Origin of the sequence: uncultured Bacteroides sp. (assembly GCF_958445495.1) — a bacterium.
GTDB lineage: Bacteria > Bacteroidota > Bacteroidia > Bacteroidales > Bacteroidaceae > Bacteroides.
Map to the genome: position 1 here is coordinate 25,661 of NZ_CAUCSQ010000012.1, position 15,851 is coordinate 41,511.

The 15,851-nt window shown below is 46.3% G+C and carries 9 protein-coding genes; 8 read left to right on the forward strand and 1 reads right to left on the reverse strand.

Going from position 1 to position 15,851, the window contains the following annotated elements; genetic code table 11:
* Positions 1-39 precede the first annotated feature (39 nt).
* Positions 40-2,685: a DNA gyrase/topoisomerase IV subunit A gene (locus tag Q5076_RS06040; protein WP_303011699.1), complete on the reverse strand. Its 2,646-nt coding sequence runs from the start codon at positions 2,683-2,685 to the stop codon at positions 40-42.
* A gap of 341 nt (positions 2,686-3,026) precedes the next feature.
* Here Q5076_RS06040 and Q5076_RS06045 point away from each other — a divergent pair, with 341 nt between their 5' ends.
* The 8 genes from Q5076_RS06045 (at position 3,027) to Q5076_RS06080 (ending at position 15,826) form a co-directional block, all read left to right on the forward strand.
* Positions 3,027-4,568, forward strand: a complete 1,542-nt coding sequence (locus Q5076_RS06045; protein WP_303011700.1) for a glycine--tRNA ligase — start codon at positions 3,027-3,029, stop codon at positions 4,566-4,568.
* A gap of 11 nt (positions 4,569-4,579) precedes the next feature.
* Positions 4,580-5,152 carry an FKBP-type peptidyl-prolyl cis-trans isomerase gene (locus tag Q5076_RS06050; protein WP_303011703.1) on the forward strand — a complete coding sequence of 191 codons (573 nt, stop codon included), beginning with the start codon at positions 4,580-4,582 and terminating at the stop codon, positions 5,150-5,152.
* Positions 5,153-5,279: 127 nt separating this feature from the next.
* On the forward strand, positions 5,280-6,722 hold the full coding sequence (locus tag Q5076_RS06055; RefSeq protein WP_303011704.1) for an alpha-L-fucosidase: 1,443 nt from the start codon (positions 5,280-5,282) through the stop codon (positions 6,720-6,722).
* A gap of 179 nt (positions 6,723-6,901) precedes the next feature.
* Entirely contained in the window at positions 6,902-7,453 is a 552-nt protein-coding gene (locus Q5076_RS06060) for an RNA polymerase sigma-70 factor (RefSeq protein ID WP_303011705.1), read from the forward strand.
* Positions 7,454-7,845: 392 nt separating this feature from the next.
* Complete coding sequence (locus Q5076_RS06065) at positions 7,846-8,838, forward strand: FecR family protein (protein WP_303011707.1); 993 nt, start codon at positions 7,846-7,848, stop codon at positions 8,836-8,838.
* Positions 8,839-8,991: 153 nt separating this feature from the next.
* Positions 8,992-12,429, forward strand: coding sequence for a TonB-dependent receptor (locus Q5076_RS06070; RefSeq protein WP_303011709.1), 3,438 nt, complete (start codon positions 8,992-8,994; stop codon positions 12,427-12,429).
* 21 nt (positions 12,430-12,450) lie between these two features.
* The gene (locus Q5076_RS06075; RefSeq protein ID WP_303011710.1) at positions 12,451-14,511 is read left to right on the forward strand and encodes a RagB/SusD family nutrient uptake outer membrane protein; all 2,061 of its coding nucleotides are present in this window, start codon (positions 12,451-12,453) and stop codon (positions 14,509-14,511) included.
* 262 nt (positions 14,512-14,773) lie between these two features.
* Positions 14,774-15,826 (forward strand): glycoside hydrolase family 105 protein, encoded by a 1,053-nt coding sequence (locus tag Q5076_RS06080; RefSeq protein ID WP_303011784.1) that lies wholly within the window; start codon positions 14,774-14,776, stop codon positions 15,824-15,826.
* Positions 15,827-15,851 lie beyond the last annotated feature (25 nt).

Genomic DNA, 15,851 nt, shown 5'->3' on the forward strand with positions numbered 1-15,851 from the left:
TGGCACATGGGATGTTTTTTTACCGCAGGAAGATGCTCGTCAGAACAACTTCATCTGTCCGGTAATCTCGTCAATAATATCTCCTTGGCTCTTGTTGCTGTCCGGGTCCAGATTTTCCGGTTCTTCTTCCGTCTCTTGCGGCGTCTCTTGTACCGGTTCCGGGAAACGGGTCGGTTCGAGTTCGTTAATCGTATCCACCGAGTAGGTGGTGATGCGTTTGCCTTTGGCTTTGAACCCTTTCACGGCAATGAATTCTTCGGCATCGATAACCAGCGGCTCCCGGAAGCTGTCGTGACCGCCGAATATGACTTCCAGACGCGGATAGTATTCATCGGTCAGAAGGATGAGGCGGTTGTTTTTGTTCTCGCCCAGATAGTTTTGCTTGCGGCCGGAACCTTCGAGGCAGAAACGTTTCAGGTACGGGTAGTTCTGCTGGTCGGCATCATAGAGAGCGGCTGTCCATACTTTGTTGGAGTCGTATTTTTCGACGATGCTCACGTTGTCTTCGTAGTGGTTGCTCAGGTCGAAATTGGTGGTGTAGAAGTCACCGTTGTTCAGAACAACCAGTATGGCGTCGTCACTCTGGAATTCGCCCAGGTATTCGCCGCGCCCGTCATAGTTGAGGCGGAGGATGTCGCGGTCGAACCATACTTTGCGTCCTCCGAGCGTGGAACCTCCTTTTTGTTTCAGGGCAATCTTGTGTACCGGCAGCCGGGTCAGGATTACTCCTTGCGCCTGTCGTCCCTTGATGCTGATTTCGCTGAAATCGCGTTCGAAGATGATACGCCTCACGCGCGGATTCGGTTTTAGGGTGACTTTGATGATTTCAGCTTCTCCGTTCGGGTTGGCGCTGAAATAAGTGATGCGCGAGTCGGGAGTGCCTTGCGTGACGTCGTATTCGCGGTCGCGGACAACGGAAGTGACTGCGAACCGTTTGATGTATGTCGTTCCTTCTTTTCCGTCGCGGTAGGTGACATTGTAGATGGTACGTTTGTCATTTTTCTTGAATACGTTGACGTACAGGATGTTCTTGCCTACGAATTTCTTGTCGGCTACCGGGGTGACGATGTATTTCCCGTCGCGGAAGAAGACGATTATGTCGTCGATGTCCGAGCAGTTAGCTACGAACTCGTCTTTTTTCAAAGCTGTCCCGATAAATCCTTCCTCACGGTTGATGTATAGTTTTTCATTGGCTTCCACCACTTTGGTAGCCTCGATGGTGTCGAAGTTGCGCAGTTCGGTGCGGCGCGGGAAGTTTTTGCCGTATTTGTTTTTCAACATCTGATACCAGTTGACGGTATATTCGATGATGTTTGCCAGATGATTGTCTATTTCGGCTATTTCTTCTCTCATCCGGGCAATCTGTTCGTCGGCTTTGTCGGAATTGAATTTCAGGATGCGCCCCATCTTGATTTCCATCAGTTTCAGGATATCTTCCTTGGTCACTTCACGGACAAATTGCGGATAGAACGGGGTCAGGCGTTCGTCGATGTGTTCGCAGGCCGCGTCCATATTTTCGGACTGTTCGAATTCTTTGTCTTTATAAATGCGTTCTTCGATGAATATTTTTTCGAGGGAGGCGAAATGCAGGGCTTCCAGTATTTCTCCTTTCTTGATTTCCAGTTCCTGTTTGAGCAGTGCCATTGTGTTGTCCGCCGATTTCTTCAGGACTTTGCTGACGGTAAGGAAGTGAGGTTTCCTGTCGTCAATCACGCAACAGTTGGGAGAGATGCTGACTTCGCAGTCGGTAAAGGCATATAGGGCGTCAATCGTTTTGTCTGATGAAGTGCCGGGAGCCAGGTGGACCAGTATCTCTACGCTGGCGGCCGTATTGTCGTCTACCTTCCGGATTTTGATTTTTCCTTTGTCAACGGCTTTCAGGATGGAGTCGATGACAGTGGAGGTGGTTTTCCCGTAAGGAATTTCCGTGACCGCAAGTGTCTTGTTGTCCAGTTTGTTGATTTTCGCGCGTACCTTCACTACTCCGCCGCGTTCGCCGTCGTTGTATTTGGATACGTCGATGGAACCGCCTGTCTGGAAGTCGGGATACAACTGGAACGTTTCGCCGCGCAGGTAGCTGATGGATGCGTCGCAAAGTTCGTTGAAATTGTGCGGCAATATTTTGGACGAGAGTCCCACAGCGATGCCTTCAACTCCCTGTGCCAGCAGCAACGGGAATTTTACGGGAAGAGTGACCGGTTCCTTGTTCCGTCCGTCGTATGACAATTTCCATTCGGTCGTTTTGGGATTGAAAACAACATCCAGCGCAAATTTTGAAAGGCGTGCCTCGATGTAACGGGGAGCGGCCGCGCCGTCTCCGGTCAGGATATTGCCCCAGTTACCCTGGCAGTCAATCAGCAGGTCTTTTTGCCCTAATTGCACCAGGGCGTCGCCGATGGAGGCGTCTCCGTGAGGATGGAACTGCATGGTATGCCCCACAATGTTCGCCACCTTGTTATATCGTCCGTCGTCCAGGCGTTTCATGGAGTGCAGGATGCGGCGTTGCACAGGTTTCAGGCCATCGTTGATGTGGGGAACGGCCCGTTCCAGGATAACATACGAGGCGTAGTCCAGAAACCAGTTCTGGTACATGCCTGTAAGCTGATGTTTTACGTTTTCGTCCCGTGCGTCCGCCGGTTTATAGTCTGAATGTCCTTCGGTTATCTCGTTGATTTCGTCACTCATAAATTCGTATATACTATATTTTAATGCATACGCACGCAAAAATACAAAAATAAAAGAGATTCGGACGAAAAACGGGGAATATTCCGAATGTTAAAAAGGGTATAACCTCTCCCGGAGAAAGAGAAAAAAGGCATGCTTCCATGTGTCCGGGAATGCATGGGCGGGAGAAAGAGAGGAAACGGGGCGGCAAGACTTGTTGCGCAAGGAGCCGGAAACCGGCGAAGAAGTCAGGGAATAAGATAAATTAATACCCTACCTGTCTTATTTATGAGATAAATCTCTATCTTTGTGGCACTTTTTAGGGAAAAAGCAAATTCAAATTAATAGATATAGATAAGAAAATGGCACAAGAAGACGTTTTTAAGAAGCTTGTATCGCACTGTAAGGAATATGGTTTCGTATTTCCTTCAAGCGATATCTACGATGGACTGGGCGCTGTATATGATTATGGTCAGATGGGCGTTGAATTGAAGAATAATATCAAAAAATATTGGTGGGACAGCATGGTGCTGTTGCACGAAAATATTGTCGGTATCGACTCTGCCATCTTTATGCATCCTACTATCTGGAAGGCTTCCGGACACGTTGACGCATTTAATGACCCGTTGATTGATAATAAGGATTCTAAGAAACGGTATCGTGCAGATGTCCTGATTGAGGATCAACTGGCTAAATACGACGATAAGATTAATAAGGAGGTGGCGAAAGCTGCCAAGAGATTCGGGGATGCTTTTGACGAAGCGCAGTTCCGCTCTACCAACGGGCGCGTGTTGGAACATCAGGCAAAGAGGGACGCTCTTCACGCACGTTTTGCAAAAGCCTTGAATGATAATGACCTGGAAGAGCTCAGGCAGATTATTCTTGATGAAGAAATCGTATGTCCTATTTCCGGTACGAAAAACTGGACGGAGGTCCGTCAGTTTAATCTGATGTTTACGACTGAAATGGGGTCTACCGCCGACGGGTCCATGAAAATTTACCTTCGTCCGGAAACGGCGCAGGGTATTTTTGTGAATTATCTGAATGTGCAGAAAACGGGACGTATGAAGGTTCCTTTCGGCATCGCCCAGATTGGCAAGGCTTTCCGTAATGAGATTGTCGCCCGCCAGTTTATTTTCCGCATGCGTGAGTTCGAGCAGATGGAAATGCAGTTTTTCGTAAAACCGGGGACTGAGCTTGACTGGTTCAGAAAGTGGAAGGAAATCCGTTTGAAATGGCATAAGGCGCTGGGCTTCGGCGACGACCACTACCGTTATCACGACCATGACAAGCTGGCGCATTACGCCAATGCGGCAACGGATATCGAGTTCCTGATGCCGTTCGGCTTCAAGGAGGTGGAAGGCATTCATTCCCGTACGAATTTCGATTTGTCGCAGCATGAGAAATTCTCCGGCAAGAGTATCAAGTATTTCGACCCTGAACTGAACGAGTCTTATACTCCGTATGTAATCGAGACTTCTATCGGTGTAGACCGTATGTTCCTTAGCGTGATGAGTGCGGCTTATTGTGAAGAACAACTGGAAAGCGGGGAAAGCCGTGTCGTTCTGAAATTGCCTGCCGCTTTGGCGCCGGTGAAACTGGCGGTGATGCCGTTGGTGAAGAAAGATGGCCTGCCTGAGAAAGCCCGTGAGATTATCGATGCCCTGAAGTTCCATTTCCACTGCCAGTATGATGAAAAAGACAGTATCGGCAAGCGTTATCGCCGTCAGGATGCAATCGGCACTCCGTATTGTGTGACGGTAGACCACCAGACTTTGGAAGACAACTGCGTGACTTTGCGTAATCGCGATACCATGCAGCAGGAACGTGTCGCCATTTCCGAACTGAACAATATCATTGCGGACAGAGTAAGTATTACTTCTCTATTGAAAACTTTACAATAAACCTTTGACGAATGAGTAAGAAAATCTGTTTATTCTCCTTTGTATTACTGGCTTTGGTTTTTGCTTCCTGTAGCGAGACCGAAGAGGTAAGCCGTTACGACAACTGGCAGGCACGCAGCGAAGCGTTCATTGATTCCATCGCAAATGTGTGTAACAGCGCTGCGAATCAGGCATTAGCTGATGATGACCCGGAAAAGATTCATGCTTTGAAGGATGAAACGAATGACCAATGGATATATGTGAAGAAGATAATACCCATAGAGGAAGAGGATATAAATAAATATCCTGTTTATACTTCTACGATAAGTGCGTATTATCGCATGTTTTATTTTAACGGCGATGTCGTTCAGCAGAATTTTTCCGGGACGGAACCGGGGTATTTTGATTCACCGTCGGAATTTACTGTGAGTGAGTTGATTTCCGGCTGGCAATATTCGCTGATGCACATGACGGAGGGGGAATATTGGACTTTATATATTCCTTATCAAAGCGGGTATGGTTCCGGTACTGGCAGCGACGGTTCGCTGCAGCCTTATTCGGCATTGGTTTATAATGTTAAACTGGTTAAGATTGTAGAACGTTAATTTTGATAATAACATGATAAAAGATAATAGGTGTTATGTCTGGGCGGACATAGCGCCTGTTATTTTTTTTGAATGCTTTTGGCTGTATAGGTCGTGCTGTCTTATTTTTATTAATCATAATCAATAGATGAAAAACAAGGTTTTAAACGTATTGGTGTTATTTTTATTGCCGGCTTTGGGGGTGGCGGCACAGTCTCCCCGAAAGGTGTTGCCGGCTGAACAGGAAATTGAGTTGCGCTATGGAGCGGACCGGCTGGGCAAGCGTCACGATGCGGCCATGCGGAAATTCCGGGAGAACCGGCTGGGCGCGTTTATTCATTGGGGACTGTATGCCATTCCGGGCGGAGAATGGAACGGAAAGGTGTATGAAGGGGCGGCCGAATGGTTGAAAAGCTGGGCGAAGGTTTCCAGCGACGAGTGGATGAAATTGATGGAACAGTGGAATCCGGAACGGTTTGATGCCCGGACGTGGGCGAAAATGGCGAAAGAGATGGGGGTGAAGTATGTGAAGATTACAACCAAGCATCATGAGGGCTTCTGCCTGTGGCCCAGCAAGTATAGCCGGTACACGGTCATGCAGACGCCCTGTAAGAGAGACTTGTTGGGGGAGCTGGTGAAGGCGTATAACGATGAAGGGATTGATGTGCATTTTTATTTTTCCGTAATGGACTGGAGCCATCCCGACTGGCGGTATGATATCAAGACTGCTGAAGATGAAGCGGCTTTCCGGCGTTTTCTGGAGTTTACGGACAACCAGTTGAAGGAGCTTGCCACCCGCTATCCTACAGTGAAGGATTTCTGGTTTGACGGGACTTGGGATGCCAGCGTGAAAAAGAATGCGTGGTGGACGGCGCATGCCGAACGTATGCTGAAAGAGTTGGTTCCGGGCGTCACGATAAACAGCCGTTTGCGTGCCGACGATTACGGAAAACGTCATTTCGACAGTAACGGGCATCTGATGGGGGATTATGAATCGGGATATGAACGCCGTCTGCCCGACCCGGTAAAGGATTTGAAAGTGACAAAATGGGATTGGGAAGCTTGTATGACTATTCCGGAAAATCAGTGGGGATATCATAAAGACTGGTCATTGAGTTATGTGAAGAATCCGGTGGAGGTGCTGGAGCGTATCGTTCACGCCGTATCTATGGGTGGCAACATGGTCGTTAATTTCGGACCGCAGGCTGACGGCGATTTTCGTCCGGAGGAAAAGGAACTTGCCGCAACCGTCGGAAAATGGATGAAGAAGAATGGCGAATGTATTTATGCCTGTGATTATGCTGGGTTGGAAAAACAGGACTGGGGGTATTATACCCGTAAAGGCGACGATATCTATATGGTGGTTTTTAATGTGCCTTACTCAAAATGGCTGGCAGTCAAGACTCCGAAAGGGATGCGGGTAACGGAAGCGGCCTTGCTGGACGGCGGGAAAGCGGAAGTGGTTGAGACGACTCGGAACGAATATAATGTGGGAGTGCCGGAACGGCGTCCCGACGGGCCGTTTGTCATCAAACTGAGAATAGAAAATACGCAAGGAAATACGGAGAAATATCGTGAAGCATTGACTTAAACGGATTCCGGAATATTAAGAGAAATATGCGGTTTCCGACAGTTCAGGCAGTTCAGCGGTGTATCGGCACTCTGAACTGCTTTTTCTTTTTTCTTGAAATAAAAAAGGAGGAAAACGGTTTATTTTATCATAAATGTATTTATTTTGTACTTTGAATGTAGCTTGTTATAATAAAGGATATGAAATTGATTCGGAACGGTTCGTCGTTGGCGTGCAAGGAAGGTAGAGAAGAAGCATTGAAATATCTTTTTCATACCTACTTCACCCCCTTGTGCCGGTATATGTATGCCTACTGGGATAATAAGCAGGAAATCGAGGAAGCGGTGATGGACATATTCATATATCTGTGGGAGCATCCTGATAAAATACAGCCTGACCTGTCTATAAAGTCTTATTTGTTTCAATCCGCACGTAACAAATGCCTCAACCTGATACGGGGCAAGCAGGATACTTGTTCGCTGGATGATGTGCAGGAACAGGAGAGCATAGACACGGTTGCTTTGATAGAGGCGGAAGAGCTGGACGAACTGATACAGAGGGCTATTCTTGCCATCCCCGTGCAGAGCCGTGAAATATTCCTGAAAAGCCGGAACGAAAATCTCAGTAACCGTGAGATTGCCGAGGAACTGGATATTTCGATAAAGACGGTGGAAAAACACATCACCCGTTCATTGAAAATCATCCGTAAAGTGTTGGGGGATAATTATTACCTGTTGTTCTTTTTGTTGTAAGCGGGGTAAACCTGCATTTGGGAGGAGTGCGCATGAACGGATGATTCCTTTGCATGCAGTTTTCATATCTCCTTGTCGTTCCCGGTTCGCGCTTTCTTTCCCGGACTGGATGGGGAATTACGGCGCCTTTTTATTCTCTTCCGGAGATTGACATCTTCGTCTTTTCTTTTTTCAATCTTCTTCCAACTGTTTGGTTGCTGTTTGAGACAACTTCCGATATAAAACAGGATTCCGGAACTAAACAGGAAATGAAAAAACGGTAAAACGGACTGTTCGGGCACTGTTTTAAAACCGTATCCTAAAATTCTTTTGAAAAAATTCCGTTTTTAGCGTAGGGTATTCGTAATGTGTAGGTGTTATGTATGTGAAAGCCTCTAAAAAGGAATAAAGATATGGAAAAAAGAGAAATGTGGAATCTGATAATAGCCCGCCTGGAGAATACGATTACTTCCGGAGAGGATTGTAAGTTGGAAGAATGGCTGAAAGAGGAAGAACACCGTAAGTTGTTTGACGAAGTTTCCGATTTATGGAAAAAGGCGCAACAGCGTTCGGGCAGCTATGCTCCCAGTGCGGAACTTTATTGGGAACGTTTGGCTAATCGTCTGGATTTACCTGCATCGCATAAGAAACAGGGTTTTTATTCCATGAAGCTTTTCTATCGGATGGCGGCTTGTATTGCTGTATTGGCAGTGCTTTCGTTCTCTTTCTACGGAGGTGTGAAATTGTTTATGCAGGAGGAGTTGCTGGAACAGTGCTATACGAATGTCAGCGGAAAGTCTAAGGTCGAATTGCCGGACGGAACGGTTGTCTGGCTACATTCGGGCACTAAGTTGACGTATAATTCAGCTTCCTGGAAAAAAGACCGCTCTGTCAATCTCGAAGGAGAGGCTTATTTTGAGGTTGCGAAGAACGCGGAACAGCGTTTTGTCGTCCATACGGGAGATGTGAACATTACGGTGTACGGAACGAAATTCAATGTCGCTTCAATACCCGGTTCGGATAATGTCAATGTCAGTTTGTTGGAAGGCTCGGTAGCGCTTACCACCCGGACGAAAGATAAAAAGTTCTTTCTTAAACCGGGAGAAAGGGCCACTTATGACAAAAAAAGCCGCCAAGTGCTGATTACGGAGGATGAAGTGGAAATGAATGCGGCTTGGGCGACTCCTACAGTACGTTTCTCCGGACAAACGCTGCGCGAGGTGTGTGAGGTGCTTTCTCACCGATTTGACATTCATGTCGAGGTGGCTCCGGAAGTGGGCGACCAATATACCTATACATTTACTTTGCATGATGAGAATATTGTTGAGATTTTGGAGATGATTTCAAGCATCCATTCTATCCGCTATTCTTTGAAAAATGATGGAACGATCGTTGTAACAAAATAGAGAATTAATCCTTTAAATGTAACTGCCATGAATATAAATAAGAAGAAAGTATAGCAATAGAAAAAAGCTTGTGTGCGTTCACGGACGAAGAATGCCACATTGAGAGGGAAATATGTATCTAATACTGAAAACTCAATAAAGATAATTACTCTTATGAATTATTATTTAAAAAGAATTTATTTAATAGCCATCCTGACTTTTATTTCTGTAGGGATATATGCACAAAGCGGAACGGAAAAAATCACTGTTTCTTTTAAGGACATCTCTTTGAAAGAAGCTATGCCTATGATAGAGGAAGTATCCGCTTATACGTTTTTTTATGATGCGACGGAAACCGATTTGGAACAACATGTGAGCCTGACGGCCAATAATGAAGAAATACGTCTGGCGTTACGCCGTATGTTTGGGCCGACCAACTTATCGTTTAAATTTTCCAAAAAACAGATTCTTCTAATACCCAAACAGGTCACTGCTGTGAAGAAGGGGAAAGCCAAGACTGTGACCGGAATGGTAACTGACGAGGCCGGCGAACCGGTTATCGGAGCTACCGTCATGGTGAAAGGAACCGTGAACGGAACTTTGACCGATCTTGACGGTAAATACTCAATCCAGGCCGCAGAGGGCGAGACATTGGAATTCCGTTACATCGGTTATAACGGAGTGGAACAGAAAGTAAAAAAAGAGAGTGTCATCAATGTCGCTTTGGCAGAAAGCAATGTCAATCTGGACGATGTCGTGGTCATCGGCTACGGCTCACAGAAAAAGGAGAGTGTGGTATCTTCCGTCAATTCCATCAAGGTTGCGGACATTGCCATGCCTACCCGTAGTTTGTCCAATATGATTGGAGGACAGATAGCCGGTGTGATTTCCATTCAGACTTCCGGCGAACCGGGTAACGATGATGCCAGTTTCTGGATACGCGGACAAAGTTCTTATGCGGGAGGAACCAGCCCGTTGGTATTGGTAGACGGTGTGCCGCGTAGCATGAATGACCTTGATACCGATGAAATAGAATCTTTTACCGTACTGAAAGATGCTGCCGCTACGGCGGTGTATGGTTCGGAAGGTGCGAACGGCGTAGTTCTGATTACGACCAAGCGCGGGCGTGCTGAAAAAACAAAAGTTTCGTTCAATGCCCAGTACAGTATCGCCACTCCGATTCGCATGCCTGAACTGATGAATTCATGGGATTACCTTTCAATGTATAATGAGGCTGCATGGAACGACGCGGGAAATCCGGATTGGGATGCCTATATGTCGAATGATGCCCCGTACAGTCAGGAAATATTGGATTTATACCGTTCGGGAGCAGACCCGGATTTGTATCCGAATGCTATTTGGACCGATATGTTGAAATCACATACGCAGAACCAGCGTTATACGATTAACTTCCGCGGCGGTTCGGAAAAAACGAAGTTTTTCGTATCCGGCGCTTATTACAGTGAAGATGGTATTTTCAAATCAAATCCTTTGGGAGACTATAATGCCAATATCGGGTTGAAGCGTTATAATCTTCGTTCCAATGTGGATATGGACTTGACTCCTACGACCAAATTGTCTGTTGATATCAGCGGCCAGTACAGGACAAAGAACAATCCGGGAAATTCTTCGGAAACGATATTTGCGCATATTCTCCGTGTGCCGACACATGTGGTTCCGTTTTACTACTCGGACGGTTCGGCTTCTGCCATGAGCGGTGAGGGAGACGGGCGTTACAATCCGTACACATTGTTGAATTATTCCGGTTATTCCAAATCATGGTCCGCTGCCTTGCAGTCAAAAGCCACTTTAAGGCAAAAGTTGGATTTTATCACTAAAGGATTGTCCGTGCAGGGAAGTATCAGCTTTGACGCCAATTTCACCTCCAGCTATTCGCGTGCCATGACTCCCGCTAAATACAATGCTACCGGCCGTAATGAAGACGGAAGTCTGATTAAGGAAAAAATAGGGGATGAGACAGCTTTGGGCAATCCCAAAGCGGGGACTCCGAGCGGTTCGAAAAAGATTTATATCGAAGCACAGTTGAACTATGAACGTGTTTTTAACAAGAAACATGCCGTAACGGGGGTATTGGTCTATAACCAGAAAGAAACGCAAAAACAGGGTTCTTGGACTTCCGCCGGAAAAGCCAGCATATCAGGGGATGATTTGTTGCCTTACCGTAAACAGAATGTCGTGATGCGCGGTTCGTACACTTATGACGGCCGCTATATCCTGGAAGCCAGTTTTGGTGCGACAGGCAGTGAAAACTTTGCCTCAGGCCATCGTTGGGGTATTTTCCCTGCAGTAGGTGGCGCATGGAATGTGCATGCCGAGAAATTTATGCAAAAAGACAACGTGTTGAATATTATCAATAAACTGCGTTTGAGGGCGTCTTACGGTTTGACCGGAAATGACGATACGGGACAAGACCGGTTTATTTACCGCGAAGTGTTGACGGACAGCGGAGATAAATATTTGGGAATGACCGGTGCCGGCGGCTCATTGACTGATAATTACGGTAAAATATATGAGAGTACGTTCGCCGCTCCCAATCTTTCGTGGGAGATAGAAAAGAAAGCCAACTTCGGTATTGATTTGGGTTTGTTCCGCGGACGTGTTGACATTACAGCCGATTATTTCACCAATCGCCGTGAGAATATCCTGATACAGCGTATTACTCTTCCTTCGGCTACCGGATTCCGCGAGACTCCGTGGCAGAATTTTGGTGTGACGACGAACAAAGGTTTTGACGCAAGCCTTGTGTTCAAGCACAACATCGGCAAAGATTGGATGATTTCGGCCAGAGGAAATATCACTTATGCCGTGAATAAGATTGTGGAACAGGATGAAATTCCGCAAAAATATGCCTGGTTACAGCAAACGGGTTCTTCTATCGGAGTGAATAAGATATATGTGGCGGACGGATTGTTTACCGAAGACGACTTTAATATTACGACCAATGCGGACGGAAGCCATAGTTATGAGTTGAAAGACGGTATTCCGACTTTTACGAAAAATGTAATGCCCGGAGATATCAAATATAAGGATTTGAATGAAGACGGCGTTATCGACCAATATGACCAGACTTATTATGCGGGTAACCACCCCAATAATCCGCAGATTGTATATGGTTTTGGTATTAATGTGCAGTATAAAGGCATTTATGCCGGCCTGTTCTTCCAGGGAGTGGGCAAACGTTCGCTGAACTTGAATTATCAGACAGCCTATTTTATGCCGTTCATCAACGGAGTAGACGCTTCATCCGCCCGAATAGAAGCTGTGGACCACTGGAACGCCAGCAATCCGGGTAATACCGATGTACTGTACCCGCGTTTGCATACCACCAAAAACGACAATAATAATTTGGCAAGTACGTGGTGGTATCGCAGCGGAGATTATCTGCGTCTGAAAAATGTCGAATTAGGTTATCAGTTTGACAAGAAGATAGTACGTAGGATGAGGATGGAGAATTTGCGTATTTACGTGCAGGGTACCAATGTGGCGATGTTGTTTGATAAAGTGAAGTATTGGGACCCGGAAGTGGGAAACAGCGGTTCCCGCTACCCGATTAATGCTACATGGACTTTGGGCTTGGACGTGACGTTTTAACAATTAAGAAAAGGAAGAATTATGAAACTATCAAAAATTATATATACCGCAGCGTTGGCTGCCGTGACAGGTATTTCGTTCAGTTCCTGCAATGATTATCTGGACGTGTCAAAGGAACTTTCGCAAAATCTGAACAAAGACCAGGTTTTTTCCAATTGGGATTATCTGAAACAATGGTATGGGGAAATTTACAATACAATGCCCAACTATTCGGAAACGGGATTGGATGTGTATAAAACCCAGGGTGGTTTTGTCGGGTCGTGGGCTATCTATTCCGGCGAGCTGGTTTGCGCCCATCCCAGTGTGCTGAGCTATGGAACGAATACGTTTACCCCCAGCAATACGCCATTCAACCGTTGGGCAAGCTGTTACAAGGAAATACGTCAGGCTATGATATTTCTGGATAGATGCCCGGATACGGTGGGAGACCCCAGTGACCGTACCAATTATAAAGACGAGGCGACAATGCGCCGTTATAAAGCGGATGCTGTGTTCCTGATAGCTTATAATTATTTCTTGATGTTTGAGTTGTACGGGCCTACCCCGATTATAGAGGAGGTTGCAGACCCTGAGGCTGAAAACCTGGATTATGCCCGTGCGTCTGTCGATGAAATGGTACAATATATCGACGGTTTGCTGGAATCGGTGATTAGCGGCGAATATGCCGGCGCTCTTCCCGATACTTATACTTATGGAGACGACGGCGCCGACTATTATTATAAAGAAATGCTTCGTCCTTCTAAAATCGCGGCAATGGCATTGCGTGCGCGTTTGTGGGTATATGCGGCTTCGCCTTTGTATAACGGCGGTTTTGAGGAAGCATTATCGCTGGTCGATAAAAGCGGAAAACGGCTGTTCCCCGATTACGATGCGGGCAAATGGCAAACGGCTAAAGAACGCTTGGAAGATTTGCTGGAGTTTGCCCGACAAAACGGATTGGAACTTTATAAGTCATACGATGACGATGGTACATTGAATCCGCATTTGTCCGTTTATGAACTGTTCCAGCAAATGAACCGGGAAATTATCTGGGCGAATCCCAATAACGATTATTCCTCGATTAGTTCATTGATGGAAGCGCGTACGGCCCCTTATTCGTTGGGATATGCCTCTTCTATCGGCGGTAATGTAGGCCCTTACCAGGAATTGGTGGATTTGTTCTTTACCAAGAACGGCCTGCCGATTGATGAAGACCCGGAATATAATGAAGACGGTTTCACTAATTTTGAAAATCCCTGTACGAATCTGAAGAAGGGGAATATTTCAAAGAAACATGTCGACAAGCATATCTTTAATATGTATGTTGACCGTGAACCCCGTTTCTATGCGGACATCACTTATCAGGGAAAAAGCTGGCATATACAACCGGTGGGCTATGCCGATTGGGGAGCATATTTCGCAAAAAGCGAGAAGTCTTCTTATAAAGGTACGGATACCTATGCCCGTTCAGGTTATCTGTTGTACAAGTTCAATAACCGTAATTTGATGAAAGGCGGCAGCTATTCCACTTCCTGGAGGCGTCCGTGGATTTATTTCCGTCTGGCGGATTTCTATCTGTACTATGCGGAGGTATGTAATGAAATCAATCCGGGAGACCCGAACATTATCAAATATCTCGATATGGTTCGTGAACGTGCCGGTATTCCGGGATATCAGGAACTGCAAAACGCCGGGACAAAGACGGATGTCATAGGTAGCCAGGATGCACAGCGTGAGGCTATTTACCGCGAACGCATCATCGAGATGTTCGGCGAAGGCAATTATTATTTCGATATGCACCGCTGGATGCGTGCCGGATGGACACGCGACGAGTCCGGAAATTTGATTAAAGACAATGAAGATAAGGATTTGATTCGCAGAGGTATGGATATCGACTATGTCACTGTGGAAGAGTTTACCGATACGTCACGTAAAGTGGCCAAAACCTTCAATGACAAAATTGGCGAAGGTTCTTATTACAACCGCGTGGTGTTGGATAAGTTCCCGTGGAAAAAAGCCATGTTGTTCTATCCTGTACCTTATAACGAGATGCAGAAGAGCGAGTTGACCGTTCAAAATCCCTTGTGGGATGTTTCTGAATAATATGCCGGTAGATTGTCATAGTTGGCCGTTTTCAGGGAAGAAACTTGAAACGGCCGGCTATGAGCCGGTCTTCCGAACCGGACTTCCGGTCGGAAGATAATGTTAAAATATGAGCAGGGTATAATATTTTGATATAGTTTATGTAAATTCGCAGGTACTTTGTTTTTTATCAAATATATCTGCATACCTAGTTAAAGAAAAATTTAGAATGAGAAGAATCGCACTAACAGTTCTGTTGTCCTGTGGCATTTGTTTCTGTGCTATGGGAGAAACATTCGACAAGAATGCCGTGAAAAGTGAAATGAAACGTGTGGCCGACTGGCAAATCGAACATTTCGAAAAACCGCAACACTACTATGATTTAAATTGGACAAATGCCCCGCTTTATATGGGAATGCTGGACTGGGCGGAACTGACGGAAAAGGAAACCGGTGACAGCCAATACTATAAATGGGTGAACCGTATCGGTTGGCGTAACCATTACCAGATGGATAAATGGATGTATCATGCAGACCATATTGCGGTGGGACAACCGTTTATAGAACTTTATCTGAAATATAAAGACCGCCGGATGATTGCGCCGGTAATGGCACGCGCCAATTGGATTGTGGAACATCCTTTGGACACTTCTTTGGAGTTGGACTATGGGAAGGCGGAGACACTGGACCGCTGGTCGTGGTGTGATGCGTTGTTTATGGCCCCTCCCGTATATGCCAAGCTCTATGCCATGACAAAAGATAAAAAATACCTGGATTTCATGAATAAGGAATACAACGTTACGTATAATTATTTGTACGATAAAGACGAACATTTGTTTTACCGGGACTGGAGGTATTTTACAAAGCGCGAAGCCAACGGAAAGAAAGTCTTTTGGGGACGGGGCAATGCATGGGTAGTCGCAGGGCTGGCGGAAATCCTGAAAGCGTTGCCTGAGGGTGAATCTTCACGTAAGTTTTATGAAGATTTGTTTATCGAATTGTCCGTCCGTATCGCCGCCCTGCAAGGAAAAGAGGGATATTGGCACGCCAGCCTGCTGGACCCTGCGTCTTATCCGTCTCCCGAAACGAGCGCTACCGGTTTCATCGTCTATGCTCTGGCTTACGGCATTAACGAAGGCCTGTTGGATAAAGCGACTTATCTGCCGGTAGTAGAGAAGGGATGGAAGGCTTTGATAGCGGCTTTGGAACCGGACGGAAGGCTGGGTTACGTACAGCCGGTAGGAGCTGACCCCCGTAAGGTGACTCGCGAAATGAGCGAAGTGTACGGAGTGGGCGCTTTCCTGATGGCAGGATGTGAGATTTATAAAATAAAGTAATTGACAGTTGTGTGGATTGGCATCT